Source organism: Lysobacter sp. ESA13C (genome assembly GCF_019970005.1).
GTDB classification, from domain to species: domain Bacteria; phylum Pseudomonadota; class Gammaproteobacteria; order Xanthomonadales; family Xanthomonadaceae; genus Lysobacter; species Lysobacter antibioticus_B.
This window is the reverse complement of the sequence record NZ_JAHXYK010000012.1, coordinates 107,244-120,952: the sequence shown is the minus strand read 5'-3', so window position 1 is coordinate 120,952 and position 13,709 is coordinate 107,244. Positions and strand designations below refer to the sequence as shown.

Sequence of the window (13,709 nt, the reverse complement as noted above, 5' to 3'; positions counted from 1 at the left end):
GGCAAAGCAGCAATGCAGAGCAAAATCACCGCAACCGCAACCGCAACCGCAACCGCAACGGCAACGGCAACGGTTGGTGGTTCGCGCCTGCTCTTGGGTAGGAGCGGCGCCAGCCGCGACCGCGTCGCTTCAATCTCGCGCCACCCCTCACCCACGCCTCGCACGCGCTCCGCTGCGCAATGCCGCGACCGCTCCAATCACGATCAACGCCGCGCCCGCCAGCGTAGAGGGCCGTGCGGGGTGGGCGAACAACAGCCAATCCAGGGCGGCGCTGACCGGCACGGCTACGTACATCAGCGGGGCGAGGGTGGAGGCGTTGTCCATGCCGCGGTAGGCGAGGTCGCGCAGGGATTGGCTGCCCAGGCTGCACAGCGACATGCCGAGTAAGGCCAGTACCAGCACCGTCGTCGATTCGGTCGTGAACGGTTGCGAGGGCAGGCGGCCCAGGCCGAGGGCGGCCAGGGGCAGGCCGACCAGCGAGGCCTGCATATACAGCTTGAACTGGTTGCGGAATGGCGGCTGGTGCTGGGCGCTGCGATAGAAGAGCACCTGCGAGGCGGCCATGGCGAAGCCGCCGAACAGCGAGATCAAGGCGGTGCTCTCCAAACCGCGCAACGCAGGCTGCAGGACCACCAGCACGCCGGCGAAACCGATCGCCAGGCCGCACAGCGCCGCCGGGTGCAGGCGTTCGCCCAGCCAGACGCGCGCGATCAGCGGGATGAACAAGGGCCCGGTGTTGTACAGCAGCACCGCGTGCAACAGGTCGCCGCGCATCGCCGCGAGCACGAAGCAGCCTTGCGAGATCACCACGCACACCGCCCGCACCCAGCCCGGCCGGTCGGCACCGGAGCAGACCGCGCGCCAGTCCTCGCGACGGGCCAGGGCGACCAGGCACAGGCCCGGGATCATGAAGCGCAACCAGGTCACCAGCTCTGGCGGCAGGCCGCGGGTGTAGCGGCTGAGCAGGGCGAGCAGGGCCAGGCAGATCGAGGCGCTGGCCATGAGGCCGGCGCGCATTGCCAAGGGACGGGACGGTGCCGGCGCGGCGGCGAGCGGTAAGGGGGCTGCAGTCATGTGGTAAATCTAGACAGTCACTCGGTTCGCATAAATCGAGAAATCCAAGAGCAGCAGTAAGTAAATATGACCACTTCCGATCCGCCGTCGCGGCGCCTCCCGCCCCTGCGCGCCCTGCAGGCCTTCGCCGCCGTGGTCCGTTACGACGGCATGCGCCGCGCCGCCGAGCGCATGCACCTGAGCCATGCCGCTCTGAGCCAGCACGTCCAGCATCTGGAGGAAGCCTTCGGCCTGCGTCTGCTCGACCGCAGCGGCGGGCGCGCCCGGCCGACGCCGCTAGGGCGCGAATACGGCGAGGCCCTGATCGCCGGCTTCGAGCAGATCGAAGCGGCGACCGCGCGCCTGCGCATGCGCGGCGACGAGGGGCGGCGTTTGATCCTCGGTGCGCCGACCAGTCTTGGGGTAAGCCTGCTGTTGCCACGCATCGAAGAATTTCCCGCCTACGCCGGGCTGGACCTGCAATTGTTCTGTCCGGCGACGGCGCAGGATCTCGCGCAGGGGCGCATCCACGCCGCCTTGTTGCATCGCGAACCGCAGGCCGACGGTCTGCACGGCGAGCTGTTGTTCGAGCAGGCGATGCTGCCGGTCGCGGCGCCCGAACTGCACGCGCGGCTCGATCCCGAGCGCTGGTGGCAGGACCCGTTGCCCGGCGTGCGCCTGTTGCATGTCGTCAGCGACGGTTGGCGGCAGGATTGGCCGAGTTGGTTCGGCGAGGATCCCGCGACCTGGCCGCTGCCGCATCTGCGCCTGTCTTCGCCGATGCCGGCGCTGAGCGCGGTGCTGGCCGGGCAGGGCATCGCCCTGATGTATCCGCGTTTGATCGCCGAGCGCCTGGCCAGCGGCGAGCTGCTGCCTTTGCCGCTGCCGCAGCCCGCGCCGGTCAAGCGCGTCTATCTGGCCTGGTTGCCGGAAGCGCAGGGCAGCGCGCGCCTGGGGCATCTGCGCGATTGGCTGGCCGGTTTGTTGCGCGCCGATGACGACGGCGCAGGTGCGACGGTCTAACGCGTCGAAGCCGCGGCGAGCGCCAGCGGCCGAAGCACACTGACGGGGCGGCGCCCCTCTGGCGCGGCGGCCGCCGAATCACCACACTAGCGCCCGAATATCTCGCAAGGATCGCGTCATGCCGTATCTGGGGCTGGGGTTGCACGTCATCGTCGCGTTGTGTTTCGCCGTGCACGTGGTGCGCAGCGGGCAGGACCGTTACTGGTTGATGATCCTCTTCATGTTTCCGCTGCTCGGCAGCGTGGTCTATGGCTTGGCGATCTGGCTGCCGGAGCAGCGCCACAGCCAGCACGGCCGCGCCCTGGTCGGCAACGTGCGACGCCTGCTCGATCCCGACCGCGAGTTGCGCGAAGCGCAGGACGCCTTCGAGACCGCGGCCACCACCGACAACCGCCTGCGTCTGGCCGATGCCTTGCTGAGCAAGCAGCGCCCGGCCGATGCGTTGCCGCTGTATCGCGCCTCGCTCAGCGGCATCCATCGCGACGATCCCGACATCCAGGTCAGGCTGGCGCAGGCCTTGCTCGAAAACGGCGAGGCCGCGCAGGCGCAGGCCGTGCTCGACGAATTGATCGCGCGCCGTCCCGATTTCCGTTCGCCCGACGGGCATTTGATCTATGCACGCGCCATCGCCGCGCAGGGCGACCGCGCCAAGGCCAAGGACGAGTTCGAGACCCTGCTCGGTTACAGCAGCGGTTTCGAGCCGCACGTGCGCTATGCCGAAACACTGGTCGCTTGGGGCGAACTCGGCCGCGTGCGCGAGCTGTGCGTGCAGGCGCAGACGCGGGCGAAGCGCTTGCCGGCCTATGCGCGGCGCATGAACAAGCCGGCGTTGGACCGTCTCAAGGCGCTGGAGAAGCAGGCGTCGGCGCCGTGATGGGCGCGACGCTCGCTAATCGTTTCTTGTGAAATCGTTTCGTTTGTAATCGATGGCGGCGCTAGAACCGATACGCATATCGGTAGAACCGGCGCGCTGCGAAGTCTCGACGACGGTCTCGGTGGCGGCTGCGGATAAATGCTGCGTTCGGCCGGAATTCCCTGCCCGCAGCAGCTAAATCGGCGTCCGCCGCGACGACCGGCGTGCTCGTGCGTACCTCGCCGCGGACGCTGGCCAGCGCGATACGCCCCAGCGAGCGGCAACGCAGTCGCCGCGCCGGTGTTGTAGCCTTGTCGGATGAATGTCCTCCTCGATACCAGCGACGAACCGTTGCGCGCCGTAGACTTCGCTTCCACCGACGCGCTGCTGCGCGACGACGTCAAAATGTTGGGCGCCCTGGTCGGCGAAATCCTTGCCGAGCAACGCGGGCCGGGCTTCCTCGACGAGGTCGAACGCCTGCGCCGCGCCGCCATTCGCCGGCGCGAAGCGCAGGCGCCGATCGGTGCGCTCGCCGACGCGCTCGCCGATACCGATATCGAGCAGGCCAGCGACCTGGTGCGTGCCTTCGCAACCTATTTCCAGGCGGTGAACCTGGCCGAACGCGTGCACCGCATTCGTCGCCGCCGCGACTACGAACGCAGCGGCGCCGGCGCGCAGCCGGGCGGTTTGCGCGACGCGCTCGGCGTGCTGTCGCGCCAGGGCGTCAGCGCCGAAGAAGTCGCCGCGCTGTTGCCGCGTTTGCGCATCGAACCGGTGTTCACCGCGCACCCCACCGAAGCGGTGCGGCGCGCTTTGCTCGAGAAGGAGCGCCAGATCGTCGGTTGTCTCGTCGACGATATCGACCGCGGCCGTACCCCGGCCGAACGCCGCGCCGACCGCGAGCGCATCCGCGTCGCCCTCACCGCGAGTTGGCAGACCGCCGAGGCCCCGGCGGCCAAGCCGAGCGTCGCCGATGAGTTCGAGCACGTCGGTTTTTATCTGTCCGACGTGCTGTATCGCGTGCTGCCGGTCTACTACGAAATGTTCGAGGAGGCGCTGCGCGAAACCTATGGCCCGTTCGCGCCGCTGCCCGACGTGCTCGGTTTCGGCACCTGGGTCGGCGGCGACATGGACGGCAACCCCAACGTCGGCGCCGACACCATCGCCGCGACGCTGTCCGGGCAACGCGCGCTGGTGCTCAACGCCTACCGTCGCGAACTGGGCACCCTGGCCGAGCTGCTGAGCCAATCGGTCACGCGCGTGCGCATCGACGATGCCGTGCTGGCCCGCGTCGAGGACTATCGTTACCAACTGCCGAAGGCGGCGCTGCTGCTCAAGCCGCGTCACGCCGACATGCCCTACCGCAACCTGCTCAGCCTGATGGCCGCGCGCCTGCAGGCCACCGTCGACGAGAGCGTGCACGGCTATCCGGATGCGGCGACCTTCCTGGCCGACATCGCCCTGATCGAACGCAGCCTGGCCAACAACCAAGGGGCGCACGCCGGCAGTTTCGCCGTGCGCCGCCTGCGCCGTCGCGCCGAATGTTTCGGCTTCCATCTCGCCAGCCTCGACCTGCGCCAGGATTCGGGCACCCACGATGCCGCGCTGGCGGCGCTGCTCGATCTGCCCGAGTGGGCGTCGCTGGATGTCGCCACGCGCGCCGCGCGTCTGCACACCTTGCTCGACGGCGATGCGCCGCCGGCACGGGCCGCGGCCGGCCCGGCCCAACCCACCCTCGACGTGTTCCGCGCTGTCGCCCGCCTGCGCCCGCGCTACGGCGAGCGCGCCTTCGGCCCCTACATCGTCAGCATGAGCCGCAGCGCCGCAGACGCCCTGGCGGTGCTGGCCCTGGCCAAGACCGCCGGCTGCGTCGATCGCGACGGCCGCGTGCCGCTCGACGTCGCGCCCCTGTTCGAAACCGTCGACGACCTCGACGCCGCCGCCGACACCTTGCGTGCCTTGTTCGCCGATCCGATGTACCGCTCGCATTTGCGCGCGCGCGGCAACCGCCAGGTGGTGATGCTCGGTTATTCCGACAGCGCCAAGGACGGCGGCATGGTCGCCTCGCGCTGGGCCCTGCACCGCACCCAAAGCGCCCTGACCACCTTGGCCGCCGACAGCGGCGTGCGCATCGCCTTCTTCCACGGCCGCGGCGGTTCGATCAGCCGCGGCGGCGGCAAGACCGAGCGCGCGGTGATCGCCGCGCCGCGCGGTTCGGTCGACGGTTATCTGCGCCTGACCGAACAGGGCGAGGTGATTCACCGCAAGTACGGCATCCGCGCGCTGGCCTTGCGCAACCTCGAACAGACCACCGGTGCGGTGCTGCGCGCGACCCTGCGCCCGCGTCCGCCGGAACCGCGCGGCGACGGTTGGCGCGCGATGGCCGCCGAACTGGCCGCCGACGCACGCGCCCACTACCGCGCGCTGGTCCACGAGGACGAGTTGTTCCCGGCCTACTTCCGCGCCGCCACGCCGATCGATGTGATCGAGCGGCTGCGCATCGGTTCGCGTCCGGCCAAGCGCGCCGGCATCGGCGACATCGGTTCGCTGCGCGCGATCCCGTGGGTGTTCGCCTGGTCGCAGAACCGCGCCGGGCTGACCGCCTGGTACGGCGTCGGCACCGCGCTCGAACAGGCCCTGGCGCGCCACGGCCGCGATGCCTTGAACGAGATGTCGCGCGACTGGATGTTCTTCGGCACCCTGATCGACGACCTCGAAATGGTACTGGCCAAATCCGACCCGGCGATCTTCGAGCGCTATTCCATGCTCGCCCAGGACCTGCCGGAAGGCGACCTGCATGCGCGCTTCCATCCCGGCATCGCCGAAGAATTCGAGCGCACCCGGCGCGCGGTGTTGGCGATCAAGGGCAGCGACGAATTGCTGACCGGCGACCACCGCCTGCGCCAGTCGATCCGGCTGCGCAATCCCTATGTCGACCCGATCAGCCTGCTGCAGGTCGACCTGCTGGCGCGCTGGCGCGCCGCCGGCCGCCCCGACGATGCCTTGCAGCAGGCGCTGGTGGCGACGGTCAATGGCATTGCGGCGGGTGTGCAGAATACGGGTTGATTGGGGATTCGGTTGTGCCGTCGTGCTTCCGGGGTAGGAGCGGCGTCCCACGGGTATTTCCTTCGGTCGCAAGCCGCGACCGCGCTGCTTCGGTCTCGCGCTGTTACCGTCCCTCCTGTAGGAGCGGCGTAAGCCGCGACCGCGGCCTCGCACCTACGACGCAGCTGTCGATTCGCAGTCGCGACTCACGTCGCTCCTACAAAAGCGGTGCGCCCAAGGGTAGGAGCGGCGCAAGCCGCGACCGCGTTGTGTCCTATTGCGGCGTCTGTGGCTGTAAGACGATGAAACAACTGCAAGAGCAACTGCAAAGCTTCCGTTCGCTAACGCGGCCGGGTTACTTTCTCTTGCTAAGCTTAAAAGTCCGTCTGGATTCCCTTCGGTCAAAGGTAACCAAAGAAAAGGGCTCTCCTTGCAAGGGCACAGGCCACGAGTGCGCAGCGCGCGCCGGGATTTTTCGATAGGACATCCTTGTCCTATCGAAAAACGGCGCACGTCCTGTGCGCCGCCCTCCGGGTCTCCAGGTGTTCTCGCGAGTTCGTCGCTGCGCCAAGCTCTTTAGCAACAGCAACAGCAACAGCAACAGCGGCCGTTGAACAGCCGATACAGATGTTGCTGTTGCTGTTGCTGTGCGCCATCTCAGCCTCGCGAAGGCAATAGAAGACCCGGAGGGCGGCGCGCAAGGATGCGCGCCGTTTTTCATCGGGACAGGGATGTCCCGTATGAAAAATCCCGGCGTCGGCATCGCTCGTGCGGGCCTGTGATTCAAAAGAAAAGCATTTTTCTTTGGTTAGCTTTCTTTTGTTGCTTATGACAAAAGAAAGTAACCCGCCGCTTTAGTGGCGGAAGCTTTTGGCGTTTGATCTTCTTCTTGATCCGATCTTGCTTTAGCGATGCGCGGCAAGACCATCGCAGCGCGGTCGCGACATACGCCGGCCCTACGGAGGACCTCGGTAGCGATGCGAGATCGAGGCATGGCGGTCGCGGCTCGCGCCGCTCCTACCCTGGGCGCGCTGCAGCCCTGGGCGACACCGCCCCGCAGCCCGACCAAATCGGCAATCCCAAATCCACCCGGCGCCTGATACTATCCCCCAGTATGGTAACCGGCCAGCCGTGGCCGCCGAGGTGCCGCATGCCGCATTCGCCCGCCGAGAAAAAACGCGTCCTGGCCCGGGTGCGCCGCATCAAGGGCCAGACCGAAGCCCTGGAGCGCGCGCTGGAGCAGGGCAGCGAGTGCGCGGCGGTGCTGCAGCAGATCGCGGCCATCCGCGGCGCCATCAACGGGCTGATGTCGGAAGTGCTGGAAAGCCATATCCGCGAAGAACTCGGCCAGGCCGCGTCGTCGCAGAAGAACCGCAGCGCGAGCATCGACGAAGTCGCCGCGTTGGTGCGCTCGTACCTTAAATAGAGACTCGATCGAACACCGCCGCGTCGCCCGCCCGCGACGCCGCACACCGCATCCCTCCCGCCACACGGGACGTCATTGGAGAACGCCATGAAAAGCCGCGCCGCCGTCGCCTTCGCCGCCGGACAACCCCTGCAGATCGTCGAGATCGACGTCGAGCCGCCGCGCGCCGGCGAAGTGCTGGTGCGGATCACCGCCACCGGCGTCTGCCACACCGATGCCTTCACTCTCAGCGGCGACGACCCGGAAGGCCTGTTCCCGGCCGTGCTCGGTCATGAAGGCGGCGGCGTGGTGGTCGAAGTCGGCGAGGGCGTCACCAGCGTCAAGCCGGGCGACCACGTGATCCCGCTGTATACGGCCGAATGCCGCAAGTGCAAGTTCTGCCTGTCGGGCAAGACCAACCTCTGCCAAGCGGTGCGCGCGACCCAGGGCAAGGGTGTGATGCCGGACGGCAGCAGCCGTTTCAGCTACAACGGCCAGCCGATCCATCACTACATGGGCTGCAGCACCTTCAGCGAATATACGGTGGTCGCCGAAGTCTCGCTCGCGGTGGTCAACCCCGAGGCGCCGTTGGAAAAGGTCTGCCTGCTCGGCTGCGGCGTCACCACCGGCATCGGCGCGGTCCATAACACCGCCAAGGTCCAGCCTGGCGACACGGTCGCGGTGTTCGGCCTCGGCGGCATCGGCCTGGCGGTGATCCAGGGCGCGGTGCAGGCCAAGGCCGGGCGCATCATCGGCGTCGACACCAATCCGGGCAAGTTCGAACTGGCGAAGAAGATGGGCGCGACCGACTGCGTCAATCCGAAGGACTTCGATCGCCCGATCCAGGACGTGTTGGTCGAGATGACCGACGGCGGCGTCGATTTCAGCTTCGAGTGCATCGGCAACGTCAACGTCATGCGTTCGGCGCTGGAGTGCTGCCACAAGGGTTGGGGCGAATCGGTCATCATCGGCGTCGCCGGCGCCGGCCAGGAGATCAGCACGCGTCCGTTCCAACTGGTCACCGGGCGGGTTTGGCGCGGCTCGGCCTTCGGTGGGGTCAAGGGCCGCACCCAGTTGCCGGGCATGGTCGAGCAGGCGATGAAGGGCGAGATCGACCTCGACCCCTTCATCACCCACACCCTGCCGCTGGAACGCATCAACGAAGCCTTCGACCTGATGCACGAGGGCAAGTCGATCCGGACCGTGATTCACTACTGAGCGCGGCGATGAAGCACGTCCAGGTCGTCGACGGCGCCGATAACTGCGTCTACGACGTGTATGCGATCGACGACGAAGGTTTCCGGTGCTTGTTTCCCGACGGGCAGGACGTCGCTTTCATCGATGAAGTGCTGGCCAGAGGCGATCCGGACAGGCTGGATGCCGTATTCGAACGGCTCTGGAAACAGCGAGTGGCCAAGCACGAGATCATCGGCCTGCACGGCTTGCTGTTTTATGGGTTGGAGCACAAGAAGGCTTACTATCCCGACCGCACCGATGCCGGCGCGATCAATCCGAACGGATCGAGCTTGCGTTGAGGTTGGGATGCGGCGGTGAGGCAGCGGCCCTGACCCAACCCTCTCAGCTTTGCACTTCTTGCGGTCGCAGCAAGTGGGAGAGGGAGCTGGAAGCGAATCAGTGCGGACGCTTCCTGCTCCAGCATGCGGCGCAAGCGTAAGGCTGAGAAGGCGCCCCGCAGGGGCCAATGAAGGCCAACAAGACCACCGAGGACGCCATGGAAAAAATCGAATCGCACGCTTGTTTCGGCGGACGCCAGGAAGTCTGGAGCCACACCGCGACCACGCTGGGCTGCCCGATGCGCTTCGGCGTATACCTGCCGCCGCAGGCCGAGCACGAAGACTGCCCGGTGCTGTACTGGCTGTCGGGCCTGACCTGCACCGAGCAGAACTTCATCACCAAGGCCGGCGCGCAGCAGTACGCGGCCGAGCACGGGTTGATCCTGGTCGCGGCCGATACCAGCCCGCGCGGCGAGGGCGTGCCCGATGCCGAAGGCTACGACCTGGGCCAGGGCGCGGGGTTCTATCTCAATGCGACGCGGCCGAAGTGGGCGGCGAATTTCCGCATGTACGACTACGTCGTCGACGAGTTGCCGGCGCTGGTCGACGCGCATTTCCCGACCACCAGCGCTCGGGCGATCAGCGGCCACTCGATGGGCGGCCACGGCGCCTTGATGATCGCGCTGAAGAACCCCGGTCGCTATCGCAGTGTGTCGGCGTTCTCGCCGATCGCCGCGCCGTCGCATTCGCCCTGGGGCGAGAAGGCGTTCACTGCCTATCTCGGCGAAGACCGCGAAGCGTGGAAGGCCTGGGATGCGACGGCCTTGGTCGGCGGCGCGCGCGAAAAACTGCCGCTGCTGATCGATCAGGGCGGCGAAGACGAATTCCTGGCGCCGCAGCTCAAGCCCGAGCTACTGCGCGTGGCCTGCGAAGTCGCCAAGCACCCGCTCGAACTGCGCATCCGGCCCGGTTACGATCACAGCTATTACTTCATCGCCAGCTACATCGGCGAGCACATCGCGCATCACGCACGCGCCTTGCACGGCTGAGCCGGTCTCGCCGTTGCGAACCGCGACGGCGCCGGGAATACCGGTACCGCCGCGCTCAGGCGGCGGTGACGTCGCGCAATTCCCAGCCGCTGCCGGCGAGCAGGCGCAGGCGATGCTTGATGATCGCGCCGGACAGCCCCGTGGTGATGATCAACTCCACGTGCAGATCGCGCTGAGCGCCGCGCGCCGAGGCATTCGGATCGGTCGCGCCCAGCGTGGGGTCGACCTCGTCGGGCTCGGGCTGCTTCGCGCGCCAGCGCTCGAACAAGCCGTCGCTGCGCAGCGCGGTCTGCAATTGCTCGGCGAAGCCTTCCGCGCTGACCGCGGTGAACGACAGCGAGGCGTCGCTGCCGCGTGCGCGTTGCGCATCGGGAAGGCTGATGTAGTAACGGGTGGCCATCATGGCGTCTCGTGCGGGGATGCGGCTAGCCTAGGCCGGCGAACATTGTTGGTTTGTGAACACGCGGGGTTCAGTTAGTAAGCGGCAGTCCGTTCAGCGGGCCGCTACGCGGGCTCGTCGTCCGCCCCGGCCTTGCATGGGCGCATCGCGCTCGTCCGCATACTCGCTGCGTAGTGTCTCGATCAGCGAATAGACCCAGGGCCGCGTGGCCAGCAACAGGCCGACGCTGCGCCGCTTCGACGGCGGCAGGCTGAGGTCGAGCTCTGCGGCTTCCTTGAACTCCGCCTGCAGGCGTTCCAGCTTGCGCCGCAGCACCGCCAGCGAGGCCGCGCCCAGTTCGCGGATGTCCAAGGCCAGCAGAGCATCCGACGACTGGAATCCGTCCAGCAGAAACTCGCGGCTGGCCGCGCCCAGGTAGCGTGCGCGCACGGGACCGTCGTCGCGCCAGGAGAAGTCGCGCGGCACGCGCAGGCGCACCTTGTCGCCGGGCAGCAGTTCCGCCAGCGCCAATCGGTCCAGGCGCGCCAGCAGGCGGGTGAGTTCCGGCGCGCTCAGGTCGAAGCCGGCGCGGATCGCATCGGTGCGCCAGCCCTGACAGAGCAGGTGGAACACGGTCATCAGTCGCGGCGACCGCGCCAGTTCCGCTTCCTGTTTCGGGTTCAGATGGCGGGTCTCGTCGCGCGCACCGCGCGCACGGCGTGCGAGCTCGAAGAAGTCCAGGTCGAGCACGGCGCAGATGCGCTCCAGCCGCTCCAGGTCGATGCGTCCGTTCGACAACAGGCGTTTGACGGTGGGCTCCGACAGGCCCAGCGCGCGGGCCAGGTCGGCGTAGCGCCAGCCGCGTTCCTTGAGCACGGTCTTGAGCGCAGCGAGCAGACGTTCGCGTTCGGCCATGGCGGGAAGGTGCGGGCAGTCGGGATGCCGGGGATCATAATCCGATACCTGATCCAGCGGGGTTGCGATTTTCGATACCGGCCGGCCAAGGTGGACTGGCCTCCTCAACGGTATCCGTCATGTCCGCCGCTATCGCACCGCTCTCCGCGCCGACCCTGCACCTCAACGACGTCCACTCCGGCCTCAACCGCACCGCCGTCGCCGGCCTGCTGCAGCCGCGCAGCCTGGAACAAGCCTGCGTGGCGGTGCGCGACTGCGCGCGCCTGGGCCGTTCGACCATCGCCGTGGGTGCGCGACATGCCATGGGCGGCCAGCAGTTCCTGTCCGGCGGCTGGCTGCTGGACACTTCGGGACTGGACCGCATCGTCGATTTCGACGACGAGCGCGGTCTGCTCACGGTCGAAGCCGGCGTGCAGTGGCCGGCGCTGCTGGAATGGCTGGCGCGGCATCCGGGCAACAGCCGCGGCTGGACCATCCGCCAGAAGCAGACCGGCGCCGACGGCTTCAGCCTGGGCGGCGCGTTCGCATCGAATATTCACGGCCGCGGCCTGGCCTACGCTCCGTTCGTCGAAGACGTCGAGTCGATCGTGCTGATCGACCATCGCGGCGATGCGCGCATCGCCGACCGCGAGCGCAACGCCGAATGGTTCGCGCTCGCCGCCGGCGGCTATGGCCTGTTCGGTCTGGTTGCGCGGCTGACCCTGCGGCTGGTGCCGCGTACGGTGCTGCGGCGCGAGGTCGCGCTGCTGCGGGTCGGCGAGTTGATGCCGCATCTGCAGGCGGCGATCGCAGACGGTTGCAGCTACGGCGATTTCCAATTCGCTATCGACCCGAACAGCGACGACTTCCTCGATCTGGGAATCGCGTCCTGTTATCGGCCGCTCGCCGACGCCGCACCCGACGCCGCACCGCGCCATCTCGGCGGCGAAGATTTCGCCCGCTTGCTGTGCCTGGCGCATACCGAGCCGAGCCGTGCCTTCGCCGAATACGCGGGTTTCTACCTGGCCACCGACGGTCAGCGCTATGCCTCCGACAGTCAGCAGGCCGGCGTCTACCTGGACGGCTACCACGCGAGCGTCGACGCGGCACTGGGGCATTGCGGCTCGGAGATGATCACCGAGCTGTACGTGCCACGCGCGCGTCTGGCCGAATTCATGGCCGCGGCCGCCGATTGCCTGCGACGCCACCGCGCGCAGCCGATCTACGGCACCGTGCGGCTGGTGTGCGCGGAACGCAGCAGCATGCTGGCCTGGGCGCGCGAGGACTGGGCCTGCATCGTGTTCAATCTGCACGTGCGCCACGATCCGGCCGGACGCATCGCCGCTGCGGTCGCGTTCCGCGCCCTGATCGACGAAGCCCTGGTCTGCGGCGGCAGCTACTACCTGACCTACCATCGCCATGCCACGCGCGATCAGGTCGAGGCGGCCTATCCGCAGTTTCGCGAGTTCCTGCGGCGTAAGCGCGAGCTCGACCCGGACCGGCGTTGGGACAGCGACTGGTTCCGCCATCACGAAGCGCTGTTCGCGCGAGCCGGCGCATGAGCGGCGCGCCCATGAGCAACGTGTCCACCGCGATGCTGGTCGCCGCCGCCAGCGTGCAGCACGGTTACGGACGCGTCGAATCGACGCCGCAGGCGCAACTTGCCCGGGCCTGCCTGGAGCGCTGCGGTACCAGCGGCCGCGGCCTGTTGCGGCTCGTCGATGGCGCGCTGGGGCGCGCCTGCCTGAGCGCGCTGGAAACGCTGGCCCTGCCGGGCTTGCGCGGGCACTACGCCTGGCGCAAGCGGCGCATCGCGCAATGGGCCGACCGCGCTTGCGCGGACGGTGCGGCGCAGGCAGTGCTGATCGGCAGCGGCTACGACGGCCTTGGATGGAGCCTGGCGCAACGGCACCCGATGCTGCGAGTGTTCGAACTCGACCGCACCGATAGCGTAGCGATCAAACGCGAGGCGTTGCGGCAGTTGCAAGCGGACATGTCGCGTTTGCGGCTGCTGGGGACCGATCTGGAGCGCGACGATGCGCTGGGCACGCTCCTCGCCGATCCCGCTTTCGATCCCGATCGGCCGACCCTGTGCGTGGCCGAAGGCGTGCTGATGTATCTGTCGTCGGCGCGCGCGCAGCACCTGCTGCGCGGATTGGCGCAGGGGCTGCCGCATCCGATCCTGATCGCCACGGCGATGGAACCGTGGTGTGGCCGGCCGCGCTTCCGGCGCGAACGGCCGTGGGTGCGCGGTTGGTTGCAGCGGCGCGGCGAGCCGTTCCGCTGGGGCTGCGAGCGCGGCGCGATCGGCGCGTGGCTCGGCGAGTGCGGCTGGATGCTGCGTACGTTGGTCGAACCGGGCGACCCGGAGGATCCCGATCCGAGTCCCGGCGAATGGCTGTTCCTGGCCCATTGCGCGGCGGCTTCGCCGCCGCGCTAATTCCGACGAAGAGTGCGCGGCAGTGGCGCCGCGCTAATCCGACTAAGTGCGCGG

General features: G+C 68.0%; 12 protein-coding genes. 9 read left to right on the top strand and 3 right to left on the bottom strand.

Going from position 1 to position 13,709, the window contains the following annotated elements; all coding sequences use genetic code 11:
- Positions 1–147 precede the first annotated feature (147 nt).
- Entirely contained in the window at positions 148–1,074 is a 927-nt protein-coding gene (locus LC490_RS20730; RefSeq protein ID WP_223621459.1) for a DMT family transporter, read from the bottom strand.
- Positions 1,075–1,140: 66 nt separating this feature from the next.
- On the opposite strand from LC490_RS20730, the gene LC490_RS20725 reads away from it, so the two are divergent.
- From LC490_RS20725 to fghA, 7 genes are all read left to right on the top strand, one after another.
- Positions 1,141–2,076 (top strand): LysR family transcriptional regulator, encoded by a 936-nt coding sequence (locus LC490_RS20725; RefSeq protein ID WP_223621458.1) that lies wholly within the window; start codon positions 1,141–1,143, stop codon positions 2,074–2,076.
- Between the two features lie 118 nt (positions 2,077–2,194).
- Positions 2,195–2,950: a tetratricopeptide repeat protein gene (locus LC490_RS20720; protein ID WP_031374175.1), complete on the top strand. Its 756-nt coding sequence runs from the start codon at positions 2,195–2,197 to the stop codon at positions 2,948–2,950.
- 297 nt (positions 2,951–3,247) lie between these two features.
- The gene (gene ppc, locus LC490_RS20715) at positions 3,248–5,995 is read left to right on the top strand and encodes a phosphoenolpyruvate carboxylase (RefSeq protein ID WP_223621457.1); all 2,748 of its coding nucleotides are present in this window, start codon (positions 3,248–3,250) and stop codon (positions 5,993–5,995) included.
- Positions 5,996–7,124: 1,129 nt separating this feature from the next.
- Positions 7,125–7,400 carry a formaldehyde-responsive transcriptional repressor FrmR gene (gene frmR, locus LC490_RS20710; RefSeq protein WP_031370984.1) on the top strand — a complete coding sequence of 92 codons (276 nt, stop codon included), beginning with the start codon at positions 7,125–7,127 and terminating at the stop codon, positions 7,398–7,400.
- 87 nt (positions 7,401–7,487) lie between these two features.
- On the top strand, positions 7,488–8,597 hold the full coding sequence (locus LC490_RS20705; RefSeq protein ID WP_223621456.1) for an S-(hydroxymethyl)glutathione dehydrogenase/class III alcohol dehydrogenase: 1,110 nt from the start codon (positions 7,488–7,490) through the stop codon (positions 8,595–8,597).
- 8 nt (positions 8,598–8,605) lie between these two features.
- On the top strand, positions 8,606–8,914 hold the full coding sequence (locus LC490_RS20700) for a hypothetical protein (protein WP_223621455.1): 309 nt from the start codon (positions 8,606–8,608) through the stop codon (positions 8,912–8,914).
- 197 nt (positions 8,915–9,111) lie between these two features.
- Positions 9,112–9,942: an S-formylglutathione hydrolase gene (gene fghA, locus LC490_RS20695; RefSeq protein WP_223621501.1), complete on the top strand. Its 831-nt coding sequence runs from the start codon at positions 9,112–9,114 to the stop codon at positions 9,940–9,942.
- Between the two features lie 55 nt (positions 9,943–9,997).
- Here fghA and LC490_RS20690 read toward each other — a convergent pair whose 3' ends face one another.
- Together LC490_RS20690 and LC490_RS20685 are read right to left on the bottom strand one after the other, a co-directional pair.
- Positions 9,998–10,342, bottom strand: coding sequence for a hypothetical protein (locus LC490_RS20690; RefSeq protein WP_031370988.1), 345 nt, complete (start codon positions 10,340–10,342; stop codon positions 9,998–10,000).
- A gap of 93 nt (positions 10,343–10,435) precedes the next feature.
- Positions 10,436–11,236, bottom strand: a complete 801-nt coding sequence (locus LC490_RS20685; protein ID WP_223621454.1) for a helix-turn-helix transcriptional regulator — start codon at positions 11,234–11,236, stop codon at positions 10,436–10,438.
- Between the two features lie 119 nt (positions 11,237–11,355).
- On the opposite strand from LC490_RS20685, the gene LC490_RS20680 reads away from it, so the two are divergent.
- Positions 11,356–12,777, top strand: a complete 1,422-nt coding sequence (locus tag LC490_RS20680; protein WP_223621453.1) for an FAD-binding oxidoreductase — start codon at positions 11,356–11,358, stop codon at positions 12,775–12,777.
- On the top strand, positions 12,774–13,655 hold the full coding sequence (locus LC490_RS20675; RefSeq protein ID WP_223621452.1) for a class I SAM-dependent methyltransferase: 882 nt from the start codon (positions 12,774–12,776) through the stop codon (positions 13,653–13,655). Before LC490_RS20680 ends, LC490_RS20675 begins: the two co-directional genes overlap by 4 nt.
- Positions 13,656–13,709 lie beyond the last annotated feature (54 nt).